This window comes from Achromobacter sp. CSND-B12, assembly GCF_052906545.1.
The window spans coordinates 4,208,712-4,224,840 of record NZ_JBREGJ010000001.1; the positions used below are offsets into that span (position 1 = coordinate 4,208,712).

A 16,129-nucleotide genomic window follows, 5' to 3' on the forward strand; every position below is an offset into this window, starting at 1 on the left:
TTTCCCTATACGAGCCCATGGCCCAATACGTCTACACCATGAACCGCGTCGGCAAGATCGTGCCGCCCAAGCGGCAGATCCTGCGTGACATCTCGCTTTCGTTTTTTCCTGGCGCCAAGATCGGCGTGCTGGGCCTGAACGGCTCGGGCAAGTCGACGCTGCTGAAGATCATGGCGGGCGTGGATCGCGAGATCGAAGGCGAAGCCATCCCCATGCCGGGCCTGAACATCGGCTACCTGCCGCAGGAACCGCAGCTCAACCCCGAGCACACGGTGCGCCAGGCGGTTGAGGAAGGCCTGGGCGCGGTGGTCACCGCCAAGAAGCGCCTGGACGAGGTCTACGCCGCCTACGCCGAGCCGGACGCCGACTTCGACGCGCTGGCCGCCGAGCAGGCCGAGCTGGAAGCGATCATCGCGGCCGCCGCCTCCAGCGGCGCCGACGACATCGAACACCAGATGGAAATTGCCGCCGACGCGCTGCGCCTGCCGCCCTGGGATGCCATCGTCGGCAACCTGTCCGGCGGTGAAAAGCGCCGCGTGGCGCTGTGCCGCCTGCTGCTGTCCAAGCCCGACATGCTGCTGCTGGACGAACCCACCAACCACCTGGATGCCGAAAGCGTCGAATGGCTGGAACAGTTCCTGCACAAGTTCCCGGGCACCGTCGTCGGCGTGACCCACGATCGCTACTTCCTGGACAACGCCGCCGAATGGATCCTCGAACTGGACCGCGGCTACGGCATTCCCTGGAAGGGCAACTACAGCTCCTGGCTGGAGCAGAAGGAAGATCGCCTCAAGCAGGAAGAGGCGTCCGAATCGGCCCGCCAGAAGACCATCAAGAAGGAACTGGAGTGGGTGCGCCAGAACCCGAAGGGCCGCCAGGCCAAGGCCAAGGCGCGCCTGGCCCGCTTCGAGGAACTGTCGTCCTACGAATACCAGAAGCGCAACGAGACCCAGGAAATCTTCATTCCGGTGGGTGAGCGCCTGGGCAACGAGGTCATCGAATTCAACAACGTCAGCAAGGCCTACGGCGACCGCCTGCTGATCGACAACCTCAGCTTCAAGATTCCGGCCGGCGCCATCGTCGGCATCATCGGCGCCAACGGCGCCGGTAAATCGACGCTGTTCCGCATGATCGCGGGCCGCGAGCAGCCGGATTCGGGCGAAGTGAAGATCGGCCAGACCGTCAAGCTGGCCTACGTCGACCAGTCGCGCGACGCGCTCGAAGACAAGAAGACCGTGTTCGACGCGGTCGCCGACGGCGCCGACCTGCTCACCGTGGGCAAGTTCGAAATGTCCTCGCGCGCCTACCTGGGCCGCTTCAACTTCAAGGGCGGCGACCAGAACAAGGTGGTCGGCCAGCTGTCGGGCGGTGAACGCGGCCGCCTGCACATGGCCAAGACGCTGATCGCCGGCGGCAACGTGCTGCTGCTGGACGAACCGTCCAACGACCTCGACGTCGAAACGCTGCGCGCGCTGGAAGACGCGCTGCTGGAGTTCCCCGGCAGCGTCATGGTCATCAGCCACGACCGCTGGTTCCTGGACCGTATCGCCACGCACATCCTGGCTTTCGAGGGCGATTCGCAGGTGGTGTTCTTCGACGGCAACTACCAGGAGTACGAAGCCGACAAGAAGCGCCGCCTGGGCGAAGAGGGCGCCAAGCCCAAGCGCCTGCGCTACAAGGCGCTGAAGTAAGCCGGCCTGCCAGGCGGTGCGAAAATCCCGGCCATTGCGCGCCGGGATTTTTTTCGGATGATAGAATCAAAAAGTTCATCATTTGATGCGAATTTTTGCTCCAATCATTTCAAGGAGGCCAGTGTGCGTACGACTGTGACGCTCGATGACGACCTGCTCGAATTGGCCCGTACCTATACAGGCGTCCAGGAGACATCGGCGCTCGTAACGCGAGCGTTGACCCAGCTCGTGCAGAAAGAGGCCGCAAAGCGGTTGGCCAAGCTTGGTGGTAGTTCGCCCAAGTTGAAGCCTATCCCGCGGCGGCAGACGGAAACCTGCAATGATCCTGGTTGACACTTCCATCTGGATAGATCATTTATCCGACGGCGAGCCATATCTGGTGCGCTTGCTGGAGGAAGAAAGTGTATTGATGCACCCGTTCATCGCGGGTGAATTGGCGCTGGGTTCGTTGGGCCGACGTGATGTCGTATTGGGTGCGATGTCGCTATTGCCTCAAGTCGTGCGTGCGAGTCATGACGAAGTCATGCACTTTCTTCATAGCGAGAGATTGTTTGGAAAGGGCATTGGTTATGTGGATTTACACTTGTTGGCGTCCACGCGACTGACGCCTGGCGCTGCGCTATGGACCAGGGACAAACGGCTGCGGGCACTCGCCAACACCTTGAGCCTGGCGGTTGATCCCCCGAGATATCATTGAATGAAGCGGTTTGGCGTGATGGTCATACCGTATCGTCGATACCGCCTTCAACCTCAGGAGACCTCCCATGCTGCTGCAAGCCTCCGATTCCACGCTGCTCATCGTCGACATGCAGGGCCGCCTGATGCCTGCGATCCACGACGGCGACGCGGTGGTGGCGGCCAACGCCAAGCTGGCGCGGGCCGCGCGGCTGCTGGATGTCCCCGTGGTCGCCACCGAGCATCACAGCAAGATGCTGGGCGTCACCGTGGCGCCGATCGCCGAACTGGTGCAGTCCACTTTCCAGAAGATGCACTTTTCGGCCGCGCGCGAACACGGCTTCGATGCCTGGCTGCCGGCGGCGCGAAAAACGGTGCTGGTGACCGGCTGCGAAGCCCACATCTGCGTGTTGCAGACCGTCATCGGTTTGACCGGGCTGGGTTACAAGGCGGTGCTGGTGGCCGATGCGGCCGGTTCGCGCAAATCGTCCGACCACCATGCCGCGTTGCGCCGCGCGCGCGCCCACGGCGCCGAGATCGTCACCACGGAAATGGCCATTTTCGAGTGGATGGAGACCTGCGAGCACCCGCGCTTCCGCGACGTGTTACGTCTGGTCAAATAGCCGGCCGCGCCTGCAACATCGTCCCTGGGAGTCGCAAAGATTCCCTCGCCCTTTGACACAATTCCTGGGCAAACCTAACACCGCAGGACGGGATATTTTGCGATCCTGAAGGCTCTAAACCCATAAGGGGTATCGTGCGCTCGCGTCTGGATCTAGGTGCGGCCCCGGGTACAAGAATAGGAGCCTCATCATGAAAATCGCATCTCTTTCCAAAATCTGTGTCGCTGTCGCCATGGCCGCCGCCATGGCCGGTTGCTCGTCGTGGGACAGCATGAGCCACCGCCAGAAAAGCACGGTGGGCGGTGCGGCGCTCGGCGGTGTGGCGGGTGCCGTCATCACCAACGGCGGCATCCTCGGCACGGTGGGCGGCGCGGCGATCGGCGGCGTCATCGGTGATCAGGTGGGCAAGCACTAAGCCGCGAACCAGGCAGTCGCCAGCATGCGCTGGCGTACCGTGCCAAACGCAAAAACGCCCGGCATTGCCGGGCGTTTTTGCTTGGTGGCGCAGAACGAGGCGCGCGCCGGCGGGCGGCGCGCGCGGACATCAGGTTTCGCTTTGCGGCATCTCGATCTTGACCTCGAGCACTTCGAGCGTGTCCTGGCGTTCCAGGTGCACCTTGATGTCCTCGGGATTGATCTTCACGTACTTCGAGATTACCGCGATCAGTTCCTGCTGCAATTGCGGCAGGTAGTCGGGCGAATCGCCACGGCCCCGCTCGTGGGCCAGGATGATCTGCAACCGTTCCTTGGCGACGGAAGCGGAGGTTTTCTTTTGACCAAGCAGAAACGACAGGAAGGACATTGCTTACTTGCCTCCGAACAGGCGTTTCAGGAAACCCGGCTTTTCGTAGTCGGTAAAGCGCAGGGCCTTGTCTTCGCCCAGGTAGCGGGCCACGACGTCCTTGTAGGCCTCGGAGACGTCGGTATCTTTCAGGTGGATGGCGGGCAGGCCCTGGTTGGAGGCTTGCAGCACGGCTTCGGACTCGGGAATGACGCCGATCAGCTTGATGCGCAGGATGTCCTCGATGTCGCCCAGCGACAGCATTTCGCCGTCGACCACGCGCTTGGGGTTGTAGCGCGTCAGCAGCAGGAATTCCTTGACCGGCTCGCCGCCTTCGACGGCGCGTTTGGACTTGGCGGCCAGGATGCCCAGGATGCGGTCGGAATCGCGCACCGACGAGACTTCCGGGTTGGTCACGACCAGCGCGTCGTCGGCGAAATAGGCCGCCATCAGCGCGCCCGTCTCGATGCCGGCGGGCGAGTCGCAGACGATGTAGTCGAAGCCCATTTCCTTCAGGTCGTTGATGACCTTTTCCACGCCTTCCTGCGTCAGCGCGTCCTTGTCGCGCGTCTGCGAGGCGGGCAGGATGAACAGGTTTTCAAGCTGCTTGTCCTTGATCAGCGCCTGGTTCAGCGTGGCTTCGCCCTGGATCACATTGACGAAGTCGTACACCACGCGCCGCTCGCAACCCATGATGAGGTCGAGGTTGCGCAGGCCGACATCGAAGTCGATGACAGCGGTCTTGTGGCCCCGCATCGCGAGGCCCGCGGAAAAACTGGCGCTCGTCGTGGTCTTGCCCACGCCGCCTTTGCCGGAAGTCACCACAACAATGCGTGTCATGACGATCAAACCCTTATGTTCGAATAAATCGCGTTATCGTAAAGCAAAAAGCCCGTGTAAGGCTTCTTACAGAATGTGTTGAACGGGCACGGCCCGTTCGAGACTGACAGAGTATTGCGTTGCAGGACCATTCCGCGTCCGGCGCCGGCTCGCGCCAGCCTGGCTGGCATGGATCGCGGGCGGGGCATTTCAGGCTTTCAGGGCCTCGATGCGCAGCGTGTCGCCGTCCAGGCGTACCAACGCAGGCTGGTTCTGCAGAGAGCGGTCAAGCTTGTCTTCGACCACGCGGTACACGCCGGCCACGGCCAGCAGCTCCGCGTCCAGGTGGGTGGTGAAGATGCGCGCCGACGTGTCGCCGCGCGCGCCGGCCATGGCCTTGCCGCGCAGCGGACCGTACACGTGCACGTTGCCGTCGGCGATGACCTCGGCGCCCTGGCTGACCATGCCGATCACGACCAGGTCGGTATGGCGCGCGTAGACGCGCTGGCCCGAACGCAGCGGCTTGGTGATGACCAGGGCCGATGACGATTGCGGCGCGGCCGGCGTGGGGCTGGGCGCCGACGTGGTGCTGGCGGCGGCGCGCTCGGGCAGCGGCTCGGCGGCCGCCTTGTCGGCGGGCTTGTCGGTGGCCTTGTCCGCGGATTTATCGGTGGTCTTGTCGGCAGCCTTGTCGACCTGCGCTTCAGCGGCGGGGGTGGGGGCGGGGGCGATCTCGACGGCGGCGGCCGGCACCGACGGCACCGGCGTGGCGACATCGTTGGGCGGCGCCGTATCGATGACCTGCGCCGGCCGGGCTGCGGGGGTGGACAGCTCCACCGGCGTCAGGCCGACGGCGCGGGCCGCGGCCAGATTGGCGCCCTCGGCCACGACGCCGATGGGGGGCAGGTTGTGCCCGCGCAAGGCCGCGACCAGGGCGGGCCAGTCGATGGTTTCCTCGACACGGCTGGCGTCGATCACCACGGGCTCGTTCTCGAAGAAGCTGCCCGCGTCCGCCATGCGCTTGGCCAGCGCGGCGTTCAGGCGTTCGGGATCGGCACTGTGCAGGACCACCCGGATGGCATACAGGGTGGCGCTCTTGAAGTCCAGGGCTAGGGATTCAGTGTTCATCTTGATCGGGGGCTGGCGGTTCCGGGCGCCTGGAAGGGGCGCGCGCAACCGGCTGCGGAATGTCGGGCATGATAACCCGCCCCGGGCCCGTTCAATCGATTCGGCAAGGGGAAAAAACCCGGAATCGCGGCGGATGGCGCAGGCGCCGCCGGACGCGGCGCCATCCGGCGGGTCTTTCATGCGGGTCCCGGCCCTGGCAGCCGGTCCCGCCGACGATCAGCCCTGCACCCAGGAGTCGCGCAAGGTCACGATGCGGTTCAGCACCGGCTTTTCCGCCGTCGATTCCTTGATGTCGGCCGTGAAGTACCCCAGCCGCTCGAACTGCCAGGTCGCGCCCGGCGTCGCCACCGTGCCCGGTTCCAGCCAGGCCATCACGGTCTCCTTCGAATTCGGATTCAGGCAGGCCAGGAAATCCTTGTCGCCGCCATCGGGCCGCGGATCCGCGAACAGGCGGTCGTACAGATGGATCTGCGCCGGCACCGCATGCGCCGCGCTGACCCAGGTGATATTGCCCTTGACCTTGACGCTGTCCGCGCCCGGCGTGCCACTGCGCGTTTCCGGCAGGTATTCGGCCTGCACCTCGACCACTTCGCCGGCCTCGTTCTTGGTGAAGCCGGTGCAACGCACCACGTAGCCGTATTTCAGGCGCACCAGGTTGCCCGGGAACAGGCGGAAGTACTTCTTGGGGGCTTCCTCGCGGAAATCGTCACGCTCGATCCACAGCTCGCGCGACAGCGGGAACTCGCGCAAGCCGGCCTCCGGATCGTGCGGATTGCGCGGCGCCGTGCAGATTTCGGTCTGGCCTTCCGGATAGTTGGTGATGACCAGCTTGAGCGGGTCCAGCACCGCCACCGAACGCGGCGCGATCGGGTCCAGGTCGTCGCGCACGGCCTGTTCCAGCAGGCTGTAGTCGATGCGCGAATCCGACTTCGACACCGCCGTGCGGTCGCAGAACAGGCGGATCGAGGCCGGCGTGTAGCCGCGGCGGCGCAGGCCGAAAATGGTCGGCATGCGCGGATCGTCCCAGCCATCCACGTGGCCTTCGCGCACCAGTTGCAGCAGCTTGCGCTTGCTGGTGACCACGTAGCTCACGTTCAGGCGCGAAAACTCGTATTGGTGCGGCAGCGGCCGGGCCAGCTTGCCCAGTTCCGCCAGGCGTTCCAGGATCCAGTCGTAGAACGGCCGCTGGTCTTCGAACTCCAGCGTGCAGACGCTGTGGGTGATGCCTTCCAGCGCGTCTTCCACCGGGTGCGCCCAGCTGTACATCGGGTAGATGCACCACTGGTTGCCGGTGCGGTGGTGGGTGGCGTGGCGCACGCGGTACATGACCGGGTCGCGCAGGTTGATGTTGGGCGACGCCATGTTGATCTTGGCGCGCAGCACCAGGCTGCCATCCGGATGCTTGCCGTCGCGCATCTCGCGCAGCAGCGCGATGGACTCCGCGGCCGGGCGGTTGCGCCAGGGCGAGTCGGTGCCGGGTTCGGTCAGGGTGCCGCGGTTGGCGCGGATCTCGTCGGGGCTCTGTTCGTCGACGTAGGCATGGCCGGCCTCGACCAGCGCCTCGGCGAACTCATACATATAGCCGAAGTAGTCGCTGGCGAAATACAGGTTGTCGCGGCCGTCGGCCTTCCAGTCGAAGCCCAGCCAGTGCACGGCCTCGATGATGGCGTCGACGTATTCCTGGTCTTCCTTCTCGGGGTTGGTGTCGTCGAAGCGCAGGTGACAGACGCCGCCGAAGTCGCGCGCCAGGCCGAAGTTCACGCAAATGCTCTTGGCATGACCGATGTGCAGGTAGCCGTTGGGCTCCGGCGGAAAACGGGTGCGGATCTTCGCCGGGTCGGGCTCGCCCTGCTGCTGCACGGCGGCCGGGCCAGGCTTGCCGGCCCAACGCTTGCCCTGGAAGCGGTTGGCTTGCAGGTCGTCCTCGACGATGTTGAGCAGGAAATTGGATGCGGCAGGGGTCGGCGTCGTGGCGGAGGTCATTCTTGAAAGAATAGGAAAAAGCAGCGACAAAGCGTCAATTTTGCCACGTTCCCGGGACAAGCCATTTTTGGCTCGCTGCAAGCGGTTTCAAACCGGCCCCCATTGTCGTGTAACTGGCTCTACACTACGGGCCATCATGGATATTTCCACCCTTTCCCTGGCCCGCGCGCAATTCGTGGCCAGCCTGAGCTTCCTGGCGTTGTTTCTCGCCGTGGCCCTGGCGCTTGCGTGGGTCCTGCTGTTCTTCAAACTCCGGGCCCGGTTCTCGGGCCTGGGCGGCTGGACCGCCGCCTACCGCTTCTGGGTCCGCATCTTCGCCCTGTCCTTCGTGCTGACCCTGGCCGCCTGTGTACCGGTGCTGATCCAGCTTGGCAGTCTGTGGTCCGGCCTGATGGACAAGATTGGCAACGTCGCCGGCCCGCTGCTGGGCTACGGCATCCTGTCGGTCTTCATCCTCAAGTCGTGCTTCCTGGGCGTCATGCTGTTCGGCCAGCGCCGCGTGTCCGACGGCGCCCATACCCTGGCGGTGCTGATGGTGGCGGTGGGGCAACTGGTGGCGCTGTTCTGGGTGCTGGCGCTGCAATCCTGGATGCAGACGCCTGATGGCGCGGTGCTGGTCGATGGCCGCTACCAGGTCTACGACTGGACCGCAGTGGTATTGAACCCCTCCGTCGGCTGGCGCATGGCCGTGGTGGTGGTGGGATCGGCCCTCGCCGCCGCCTTCCTGATGATGGGCGTGACCGCGCTGCAGGCATTACGCCGCCCGCTGGGCGATGGCGAACGCACCACCTTCAAGACCGGCCTGGTGATTGCCGCCCTGGCCGCGGTGCTGCAGGTGCCGGTGGCGACCGGCGCCGGCCAGATGGTGGCCAAGTACCAGCCCGCCAAGGCCGCCGCCGCCGCGGGCTATTGGGAAAGCGGCAGCGAACCGCGCCTGGTTCTGTTCGGCTGGCCGGACGCCCGCGCCCATGCCAACGTGGCCGACTGGACCTGGAACAACGCCGGCGGCATGTGGCTGCATCGCAATGACGACGGCACCTATCTCGGCCTGGACAAGTATTCGGGCATGCTGCCGCCGGTGGCGCTGACTTTCTGGTCGCTGCGGGTCGCGGCCGGGCTGGGCCTGTTGATGCTGGCCGTCTCCTGGATCACCTTCCTCTGGACCTGGCGCCGCGGCCTGGACGTCTCGGTGCTGCCGCAATGGTGGCAGCGCGTGCTCTGCGGCATGATGTTCTCGGGCGGTATCGCCGTCGTGGCCAGCTGGTGGGTCTCGGTGATCGGCCTGCAGCCCTTCGTCGTCAACGGCACTGTCACCCAGACCGAGGTGCTGGGCACCATGTCCTCCAGCACCGTGCTGTATGGGCTGGTCGGCTATGGCCTGTTGTACGCGCTGCTGCTGGCGGCGTTTGCCGGCATGCTGTTCCACGCGGCCCGCTACGGCGTGGTGCCGGTGCGCAAACTGGGCGGAGGCACGCCATGATCGCCATGCTGGCCGCTTCGCAGGGGTTGAGCCCCGATGATCCTTCCTTCTGGATGCCGCTGGCGTTCATGGGCCTGCTGTTCGTCGTCATCGCCGCCGGCGTGGTGCTGGACGGCTTCGACCTGGGCGTGGGCATCCTGCTGCAGCTGGCGCCCGAGCAGGAGCGCGGCCGCATGATGAGCCTGCTGAGTCCCTGGCGCGACGCCAACGAGTTCTGGCTGCTGCTGGGCATGGGCCTGTTCGCTTCCGCGTTTCCGTTCGCCTGGGGCGCGGTCCTGGGCAAGCTGTACGGGCCGCTCACCTTCATGGTGCTGGGCGTGGTGTTGCGCAGCGTGGCCTTCGAGTTCCGCATCCGTGCCCGCAACGAGGCCAAGCCGCGCTGGATCTTCGCCTTCTGGGCCGGGTCGCTGATGACCGCTTTCGGCCAGGGCATGCTGCTCGGTCGCATCGCCACCGGCTACCAATCCGACGCCGGCTATGGCTGGTTCGCGCTGTTCGTCGGCCTGTGCGCCGTGGCCGCCTATGTGCTGCTGGGCGCGTCCTGGCTGGTGATGCGGGTCGACGGCGACCTGCAGCGCCGCGCCGCCAACTGGGCGCGCCATGCGATCCGCTGGACCGCGGTCGGCATGGTGGCCATTGCCGTCACGCTGGGCCTGGCCAACGCCGGCATCTTCTACAAGTGGAGCAACATCGCCCACCTGAGCCTGGCGGCCACGGTATGGGTGCTGATGCTGGCGGGCTTCGTGGCCGCCGAAATGCTGCTGGCGCGACTGCCGGGGCGCGCCGACCGCTTCAGCTGGCTGCCGTTCGTGCTGTGCGTGGCGCTGTTCCTGCTGATGCTGAGCGGGCTGGCCTACAGCCTGTTCCCCTTCCTGATCCTGGACGACATGACGCTCTGGGACGGCGCCGGCGCGCTGGGCTCGATGCGGCTGGTGATGGCCGGAGCGGTGGTGGGGATACCGGTGGTGCTGGTGTTCAACATCCTGGCCTACCGCTCGGTGTTCGGCAAGGAGCGCGCGCCCTTGCCGCTGTTGCCGCCGCCGTCGCCCTGAGGTCCGAGGCGGCAGGCGCCGGCGGATGGCCATGTCATCCGCCGTGCCGGGCCGCCCTGGTCGGCCACCCCGGCCGCTCCGGTCGCGGCTCCCGGGAGCGGGGGGCCGGCGTTACAGCACCGGCCGCGCCACCCTTTGCAGGATTTCCTCGCCGTAGGCTTCCAGCTTGCGCGCGCCGACCCCGCTGATGTGGCTGAGCGCGTCCATCGACTCGGGCTGGGCCAGCGCGATCTCGCGCAGCGTGGCGTCGTGGAAGATCACGTAGGCCGGCACGCCGTGGCTCTTGGCCACTTCGCCGCGCCAGGCGCGCAGCGCCTCGAATACCGGTTGCAGTTCGGCGGGCAGGTCGATCGCCGCGGCCTTGGCGCGGCTGCCGCCGCTCTTGCCGGAGCGGGCCTTCTTTTCGGATTCGCGCCGCAGCATCAGCTGGCGCTCGCCCTTGAGCACGGCGCGGCTGCCTTCGGTCAGGGCCAGCGTGCCGTAGCCTTCGTTGTCGACGGTGAGCAGGCCCTGCGCCAGCAACTGGCGCAGCACGCCGCGCCAGGCCGTGTCGCTGAGGTCTTCGCCCACGCCGAACACGCTCAGGGTTTCGTGGCCGTGCTGTTTGGTGCGGTCGGTGACCTTGCCGCGCAGGATGTCGATGATGTGACCGGCGCCATAGCGCTGGCCGCGTTCCTTCCACAGCCGGTACACGGCCGACAGCACCTTCTGCGCCGCCACGGTGCCGTCCCAGGCCTGGGGCGGATCGAGACAGACGTCGCAATTGCCGCAGGCGCTGATCTGCTGGCCGAAATACGCCAGTAGGCGCACGCGGCGACATTCCACGGTTTCGCACAGGCCCAGCATCGCATCCAGCTGCTGGCCGAGGCGGCGGCGGTAGGCGTCGTCGCCCGGGGATTCGTCGATCATGCGGCGCTGTTGCACCACGTCCTGCAGGCCGTAGGCCAGCCAGGCGGTGGCGGGCAGGCCGTCGCGGCCGGCGCGGCCGGTTTCCTGGTAATAGCCCTCGACCGACTTGGGCAGGTCGATGTGCGCCACGAAGCGCACGTCGGGCTTGTCGATGCCCATGCCGAAGGCGATGGTGGCGACCATGACCACGCCGTCCTCGCGCAGGAAGCGCGCCTGGTTGGCGGCGCGCACCTGCGGGCTGAGCCCGGCGTGGTACGGCATGGCGTCGATGCCCTGGTTGCAGAGGAATTCGGCGGTTTCCTCGACGCGCGCCCGCGACAGCGCGTAGACCACGCCGGATTCGCCTTCGTGTTCGGTGCGGATCATGTCCAGCAACTGCTTGCGCACCTCGTTCTTTTCGACGATGCGGTAGCGGATGTTGGGGCGATCGAAACTGGAGACGAAGTGGTGCGCGTCGGTCAGCGACAGGCGCTGGGCGATCTCGTTGCGGGTTTCGGCGGTGGCGGTGGCGGTCAGCGCGATGCGCGGCACGTCCGGCCAGCGCTCGTGCAGCATCGACAGGCCGAGGTACTCCGGCCGGAAGTCATGGCCCCATTGCGAGACGCAGTGGGCTTCATCGATGGCGAACAGGGCAATGTTGCCGCGCTCCAGCAGTTGCAGGCAGCGGTCGGTCAGCAGGCGCTCGGGCGCGACGTAGAGCAGGTCGAGCTCGCCGGCCAGGAAGGCCTGTTCGACGTCGCGCGCCACGCGCCAGTCCTGGGTCGAATTCAGGAAGGCGGCGCGCACGCCCAGTTCGGTCAGCGCGTCGACCTGGTCCTGCATCAGCGCGATCAGGGGCGAAACGACGATGCCGGTGCCTTCGCGCACCAGCGACGGGATCTGGTAGCAGAGCGACTTGCCGCCGCCGGTGGGCATCAGGACCAGCGCGTCGCCGCCGTCGATGACCTGCTGGACGATGGCTTGCTGGTCGCCGCGGAAGGATTCGTAACCGAAAACGCGCTGCAGGACTCCGAGGGCGCGCGCGTCAGACATGGGGATAGGCGGTGAGCATCATGGCAGGGATTTTAAGCCGCAAATCGGACCGCCCGGGCGCGGGCGGACATTTCCGTCCGCGGGCGGGCCGGCTCACCAGCTCAGCCAGGTGCCGCGCATGAAGGTGTCGACCGGCATGCTGAGATTGGCGCGCCATTCGTAATTGCCGGAGATGATGTCGCGGTCGGCTCCTACCGCCAGCTTGACCTTGGGCGCCACGAACATGCTGTGCGACAGGCCGAGCCGCTGCTCGGCCAGCGCCGATCCTTCATGCAGGCCGGAATAGGTGCCGCTGAGCGTGCCCCAGCCGGTGATCGGTACGCCGGCGGTCAGGGTGTTGCGGGTCTGCGGTGCGGCGGCCACGCCACCGGAATAGGTGGACAGGTCGCCGAAGCCGGCGCCGATCTGTTCGTTGGTGTAGCCCAGGTTGACCGCGTCGGCCACGTCCACGCTGTAGCCGAAGCGGTAGCGCCAGGCGCTGGCCGCATCGAACGAGCTCTGGGTGGCTCCCGCCTGGAAAGTGCCGTACTCGCCTGCGGTGTAGGTGGTGCCCATGCCCCGGGTGGTCAGGGAGGGCGCGCTCTGCATCTGGCCCTCCAGCGTCAGCACCGGCGTCAGCCCGTAGCGCACGGTGCTGTTGCCGACCGAGGCGCCGTAGTCGACCGCGCCGGAAGTGGCGGACGGGTCCATGCGGTTGAGTCGTCCGAGCGACGACGAATAGCCAAAAGTGCCTTCCGCCAGCGGCGCCGTGGTGCTCTGCAGATTGGATATCTGCAACCCGCCCACCGGCGCGCTGCTGCCCCAGGTGGGGGCATTGGCGTTGATGTTGCCCACCGCGAACGACGGACCGCCGGTATTGCGGTAGATCCAGTTGCGGTCGCCGCCATAGCGCAGGCCGTCCTGGCCGCTGACCGAGGCGAACCAGGGGCGGCTTGGCCGCGAAACGCCGGAGATCACCACCACCGGCACTCTTGGTATGTCTCCGCTTTCCAGGTCAAACGAGTAGCTGGGGGCGTCGGTCGGCGCCGTGGCGGCCTGCGTGTCGTCGCAACCCAGCGGGCTCGCGGGGGCGTCTCCGGACAGGGTCGAGCCCGTCCCCGGTATTGCTTCGGCGCCGCCTCCGGCCACGCTGGTGTCCATGGCCGGTTCGCTGGTCTGCAGGTCGCAGGGCGTCGGATCCAGCGGCACCGCCCGTGACGCCATCGACGGCGCCGGCCGCACCGGTATCGGCTGCACCGGCGCCAGCACGCCGATACCGCGCGCGACGTAGGCCGGAGCCGACGGGGAGGGAGAGGGCGCAGCGGGCGTGCCGCCAAACGCCGGCATCAACGGGCAGGCCAGGCCAGCCGTCAATGCCGAGTGCAGCAGCCGCCTGCGCCAGGATGCAGGGGCGACCATAACCGACAGTGTAAAAAGGGGGCGTTGCCCCTGCTGTAAACGATCTTTAGCAAACCGCACCAGCGTATGCGAGGCAATGGCGATATTTTAGGGCCAGTCCTGTCCGGCGGGTGACGCTGGCGCCAACGGGCGGGCATCGCCGGCAAACATCGTGCAACAGGTATATTTCAGATGATTTCCCGGCTCTTGCCGCCGCGGGCGGACGGCTCCACTATGGCATCCATGGACAATCACCACACCAAGCTGCTGGTCGTCGACGACGATCCGGCCTTGCGCCAGTTGCTGGCCGACTACCTGAACCGTCACGGCTATGACACGCTGCTGGCGCCCGACGCCAGCGACCTGCCGTCGCGCATCACCCGCTACGCGCCCGACCTGCTGGTGCTGGACCGCATGCTGCCGGGCGGGGACGGCGCCGATGCCTGTCGCCGCCTGCGCGAGCAGGGCGAGGACATCCCCGTCATCCTGCTGACCGCCCGCGACGAGGCCGTCGACCGCATCATCGGCCTGGAGGCCGGCGCCGACGACTACGTCGGCAAGCCCTTCGATCCCCGCGAGCTGCTGGCCCGCATCGAAGCCGTGCTGCGCCGCAAGCGCGGCCCCTCGGCCCTCACCAAGGACGCGCCGGTCGCGTTCGGCCCGTTCCTCTTCGACCCCTCCACCCGCCAGTTGTCGCGCGACGGCACGGTGGTCAAGCTCACGGGCGGCGAAATCAACCTGCTCGAAGCGCTGGTGCGCAACGCCGGCAAGCCGCTGTCGCGTGAACGCCTGCTGGCGCTGGCGCGCGACGATGACGCCGGCGAACGCAACGACCGCGCCATCGACATCGCCATCCTGCGCCTGCGCCGCGTCATCGAGGACGATCCCAAGCAACCCCGCTGGATCCAGACCGTCTGGGGCATCGGCTACCGGTTCTCGCCCTGATGCGCTTCTCCGCCAGTTCCCTGGTGCCGCGCTCGCTGCGGGCGCGGCTGATCCTGCTGATCCTCGGGTCGGTGCTGCTGACGCAGGCGGCCACGCTGGTCACGGTTTCGTACTTCCGCCACAAGTTCATGGAAGACGTGGCCATCGGCTACATCACCACCACCATCCGCACCCTGCGCGCCGCCGTGTCGCAGGTCCCCGCCGAAGACCGCGCCGATTTCGTGCGCGCGGCCTCGCAGAACCAATGGCGCCTGTGGTCGCGGGTGCTGCCGGCCGAAGCCAAGCTGCAGCGTTTCAACGGCCGCCGCCCGCCGCCGCGCGGCGCGCAACGGCCACCGCCGCCGCCGCCGCCACCGCCGAGCGCGCAGATCCAGGGCCCGCCACTGCCGCCGGAGATGCGCGACGAACACGAAGTCGAACAGGAGCGGGCCGAGCGCGAACGCCAGCGCGAGCATGAAGAACACATGCGCCGCTACAAGCCCGAACCCGACGATATCCGGCGCGATCTGAAGGGGCTGGTGCAGCAGCTGAACGAACGCCTGAACGACGGCACCCGGGTGGCGCTGTCGCGCGGCCCCACGCCCGAGATCTTCATCTCGCTGGCGCCCAATCCGGCCAGCGAGGACGCGCCGCGCCTGCGCGAATGGCTGGTAATTCCGCTGGACCGCCTCGACCCGCCGGTGGCCACGCCACTGATCGCCGCCTGGCTGGGCGGGCTGGGGCTGCTGCTGTTGCTGGCGGTGGGGTTCTCCTGGCACATCACGCGTCCCATCACCCGCCTGGCCGACGCCGCCGACCGCCTGGCCGCCGGCCAGCCGCAACGGGTCGAACCTTCAGGTCCGCACGAAACCCGTGTGCTGGGCGAGCGCTTCAACGCCATGCTGGATGCGCTGGCCGAATCCGACTCGGTGCGCCGCACGCTGCTGTCGGGCCTGCCGCACGACCTGAAGGGGCCGCTATCGCGCATGTGGCTGCGCATTGAGCTGGCCGACGATTCGGCCCTGAAGGAGGGCCTGCGCACCGACCTGCAGGACATGCAGCACATGGTCGACCAGTTCATCGGCTTCGTGCGCGGCACCGATCCCGCGGCCTACCGCTACGCGTCGATGGTGCTGCCCGATTGGCTCACCGAGCGCGTCAACGCCTGGCGCGGCGCGGGCACCGACATCCACCTCAAGACGGCCGACAGCGACGACGCCCTGGTGGTGCAGGGCGATGCCGTCGCGCTGGGCCGCCTGCTCGACAACTTGATCGGCAATGCCCTCAACCACGGCGCGCCGCCGGTTGACGTCAGCCTGCGGCGCGAAGGCCGCCAGGCGGTGCTGGACGTGGCGGACCACGGCCCCGGCATTGTGCCGGAACGCCGCCAGGAAGCGCTGCGTCCGTTCAGCCGCCTGGACGATGCTCGGACCCGTACCGGCAGCGTCGGCCTGGGGCTGGCGCTGGCCGAAGCCATCGCCCGCGCCCATGGCGGCTCGCTGGAATTGTTGCAGGCCGAGTCCGGTGGCCTGTGCGTGCGGGTCAAGCTGCCGGTGGCGGAAGGCGCCTGACCCCGCCCCCGCCAGGGCGTGGCGGGGCGGAATCCGGTCCCGGGGGGCGGTGGTTACGGTACGATGCAGCATCCCGCTCAGTAT

At 67.0% G+C, this 16,129-nt stretch carries 15 protein-coding genes; 9 read left to right on the plus strand and 6 right to left on the minus strand.

All coding sequences use genetic code 11. The features are described from left to right. The first annotated feature begins 17 nt into the window (after positions 1-17). The 5 genes from ettA (at position 18) to ACUTAG_RS19795 (ending at position 3,404) form a co-directional block, all read left to right on the plus strand. The gene (ettA, locus tag ACUTAG_RS19775) at positions 18-1,691 is read left to right on the plus strand and encodes an energy-dependent translational throttle protein EttA (RefSeq protein ID WP_024067854.1); all 1,674 of its coding nucleotides are present in this window, start codon (positions 18-20) and stop codon (positions 1,689-1,691) included. A 57-nt stretch (positions 1,692-1,748) separates the two neighbouring features. Then, on the plus strand, positions 1,749-2,024 hold the full coding sequence (locus ACUTAG_RS19780; protein ID WP_006388973.1) for a type II toxin-antitoxin system VapB family antitoxin: 276 nt from the start codon (positions 1,749-1,751) through the stop codon (positions 2,022-2,024). Further along, positions 2,011-2,388, plus strand: a complete 378-nt coding sequence (locus ACUTAG_RS19785; RefSeq protein WP_148319098.1) for a type II toxin-antitoxin system VapC family toxin — start codon at positions 2,011-2,013, stop codon at positions 2,386-2,388. The genes ACUTAG_RS19780 and ACUTAG_RS19785 overlap by 14 nt, the downstream gene beginning before the upstream one ends. A gap of 67 nt (positions 2,389-2,455) precedes the next feature. Beyond that, positions 2,456-2,989 (plus strand): isochorismatase family protein, encoded by a 534-nt coding sequence (locus tag ACUTAG_RS19790; RefSeq protein ID WP_053497645.1) that lies wholly within the window; start codon positions 2,456-2,458, stop codon positions 2,987-2,989. 190 nt (positions 2,990-3,179) lie between these two features. Then, positions 3,180-3,404 (plus strand): glycine zipper 2TM domain-containing protein, encoded by a 225-nt coding sequence (locus tag ACUTAG_RS19795; RefSeq protein ID WP_006388976.1) that lies wholly within the window; start codon positions 3,180-3,182, stop codon positions 3,402-3,404. 129 nt (positions 3,405-3,533) lie between these two features. On the opposite strand, the gene minE is transcribed toward ACUTAG_RS19795, so the two are convergent. The 4 genes from minE to ACUTAG_RS19815 all read right to left on the minus strand — a co-directional run bounded on the left by minE (position 3,534) and on the right by ACUTAG_RS19815 (position 7,700). Further along, positions 3,534-3,791 carry a cell division topological specificity factor MinE gene (minE, locus tag ACUTAG_RS19800; protein WP_006388977.1) on the minus strand — a complete coding sequence of 86 codons (258 nt, stop codon included), beginning with the start codon at positions 3,789-3,791 and terminating at the stop codon, positions 3,534-3,536. A gap of 3 nt (positions 3,792-3,794) precedes the next feature. Next, on the minus strand, positions 3,795-4,610 hold the full coding sequence (gene minD, locus ACUTAG_RS19805) for a septum site-determining protein MinD (RefSeq protein WP_006388978.1): 816 nt from the start codon (positions 4,608-4,610) through the stop codon (positions 3,795-3,797). 189 nt (positions 4,611-4,799) lie between these two features. Next, the gene (gene minC / locus ACUTAG_RS19810) at positions 4,800-5,717 is read right to left on the minus strand and encodes a septum site-determining protein MinC (protein ID WP_102964915.1); all 918 of its coding nucleotides are present in this window, start codon (positions 5,715-5,717) and stop codon (positions 4,800-4,802) included. Positions 5,718-5,933: 216 nt separating this feature from the next. Then, positions 5,934-7,700 carry a glutamine--tRNA ligase/YqeY domain fusion protein gene (locus ACUTAG_RS19815; RefSeq protein WP_148319096.1) on the minus strand — a complete coding sequence of 589 codons (1,767 nt, stop codon included), beginning with the start codon at positions 7,698-7,700 and terminating at the stop codon, positions 5,934-5,936. A 136-nt stretch (positions 7,701-7,836) separates the two neighbouring features. On the opposite strand from ACUTAG_RS19815, the gene ACUTAG_RS19820 reads away from it, so the two are divergent. After that, the gene (locus ACUTAG_RS19820) at positions 7,837-9,180 is read left to right on the plus strand and encodes a cytochrome ubiquinol oxidase subunit I (RefSeq protein WP_058665156.1); all 1,344 of its coding nucleotides are present in this window, start codon (positions 7,837-7,839) and stop codon (positions 9,178-9,180) included. Further along, positions 9,177-10,232 (plus strand): cytochrome d ubiquinol oxidase subunit II, encoded by a 1,056-nt coding sequence (locus tag ACUTAG_RS19825; protein WP_047992556.1) that lies wholly within the window; start codon positions 9,177-9,179, stop codon positions 10,230-10,232. Before ACUTAG_RS19820 ends, ACUTAG_RS19825 begins: the two co-directional genes overlap by 4 nt. A gap of 111 nt (positions 10,233-10,343) precedes the next feature. On the opposite strand, the gene recQ is transcribed toward ACUTAG_RS19825, so the two are convergent. Together recQ and ACUTAG_RS19835 are read right to left on the minus strand one after the other, a co-directional pair. Then, on the minus strand, positions 10,344-12,173 hold the full coding sequence (gene recQ / locus ACUTAG_RS19830) for a DNA helicase RecQ (RefSeq protein WP_006388984.1): 1,830 nt from the start codon (positions 12,171-12,173) through the stop codon (positions 10,344-10,346). A 93-nt stretch (positions 12,174-12,266) separates the two neighbouring features. Then, positions 12,267-13,571 carry a hypothetical protein gene (locus ACUTAG_RS19835; RefSeq protein ID WP_054447220.1) on the minus strand — a complete coding sequence of 435 codons (1,305 nt, stop codon included), beginning with the start codon at positions 13,569-13,571 and terminating at the stop codon, positions 12,267-12,269. 222 nt (positions 13,572-13,793) lie between these two features. Here ACUTAG_RS19835 and ACUTAG_RS19840 point away from each other — a divergent pair, with 222 nt between their 5' ends. Together ACUTAG_RS19840 and ACUTAG_RS19845 are read left to right on the plus strand one after the other, a co-directional pair. Beyond that, positions 13,794-14,495 carry a response regulator gene (locus ACUTAG_RS19840; protein WP_006388986.1) on the plus strand — a complete coding sequence of 234 codons (702 nt, stop codon included), beginning with the start codon at positions 13,794-13,796 and terminating at the stop codon, positions 14,493-14,495. After that, entirely contained in the window at positions 14,495-16,045 is a 1,551-nt protein-coding gene (locus ACUTAG_RS19845; RefSeq protein ID WP_026382641.1) for a sensor histidine kinase, read from the plus strand. The genes ACUTAG_RS19840 and ACUTAG_RS19845 overlap by 1 nt, the downstream gene beginning before the upstream one ends. Positions 16,046-16,129 lie beyond the last annotated feature (84 nt).

Excerpts from the sequence above, each read along its gene's own strand:
- ACUTAG_RS19825 (WP_047992556.1), top strand. The coding sequence starts at position 9,177 with ATGATCGCCATGCTGGCCGCTTCGCAGGGGTTGAGCCCCGATGATCCT.
- ACUTAG_RS19815 (WP_148319096.1), bottom strand. The coding sequence starts at position 7,700 with ATGACCTCCGCCACGACGCCGACCCCTGCCGCATCCAATTTCCTGCTC.
- ACUTAG_RS19820 (WP_058665156.1), top strand. The coding sequence starts at position 7,837 with ATGGATATTTCCACCCTTTCCCTGGCCCGCGCGCAATTCGTGGCCAGC.
- ACUTAG_RS19780 (WP_006388973.1), top strand. The coding sequence starts at position 1,749 with ATGATAGAATCAAAAAGTTCATCATTTGATGCGAATTTTTGCTCCAAT.
- ACUTAG_RS19835 (WP_054447220.1), bottom strand. The coding sequence starts at position 13,571 with ATGGTCGCCCCTGCATCCTGGCGCAGGCGGCTGCTGCACTCGGCATTG.
- minE (WP_006388977.1), bottom strand. The coding sequence starts at position 3,791 with ATGTCCTTCCTGTCGTTTCTGCTTGGTCAAAAGAAAACCTCCGCTTCC.
- ACUTAG_RS19785 (WP_148319098.1), top strand. The coding sequence starts at position 2,011 with ATGATCCTGGTTGACACTTCCATCTGGATAGATCATTTATCCGACGGC.
- ACUTAG_RS19790 (WP_053497645.1), top strand. The coding sequence starts at position 2,456 with ATGCTGCTGCAAGCCTCCGATTCCACGCTGCTCATCGTCGACATGCAG.
- minC (WP_102964915.1), bottom strand. The coding sequence starts at position 5,717 with ATGAACACTGAATCCCTAGCCCTGGACTTCAAGAGCGCCACCCTGTAT.
- recQ (WP_006388984.1), bottom strand. The coding sequence starts at position 12,173 with ATGTCTGACGCGCGCGCCCTCGGAGTCCTGCAGCGCGTTTTCGGTTAC.
- ACUTAG_RS19840 (WP_006388986.1), top strand. The coding sequence starts at position 13,794 with ATGGACAATCACCACACCAAGCTGCTGGTCGTCGACGACGATCCGGCC.
- ettA (WP_024067854.1), top strand. The coding sequence starts at position 18 with ATGGCCCAATACGTCTACACCATGAACCGCGTCGGCAAGATCGTGCCG.
- minD (WP_006388978.1), bottom strand. The coding sequence starts at position 4,610 with ATGACACGCATTGTTGTGGTGACTTCCGGCAAAGGCGGCGTGGGCAAG.
- ACUTAG_RS19845 (WP_026382641.1), top strand. The coding sequence starts at position 14,495 with ATGCGCTTCTCCGCCAGTTCCCTGGTGCCGCGCTCGCTGCGGGCGCGG.
- ACUTAG_RS19795 (WP_006388976.1), top strand. The coding sequence starts at position 3,180 with ATGAAAATCGCATCTCTTTCCAAAATCTGTGTCGCTGTCGCCATGGCC.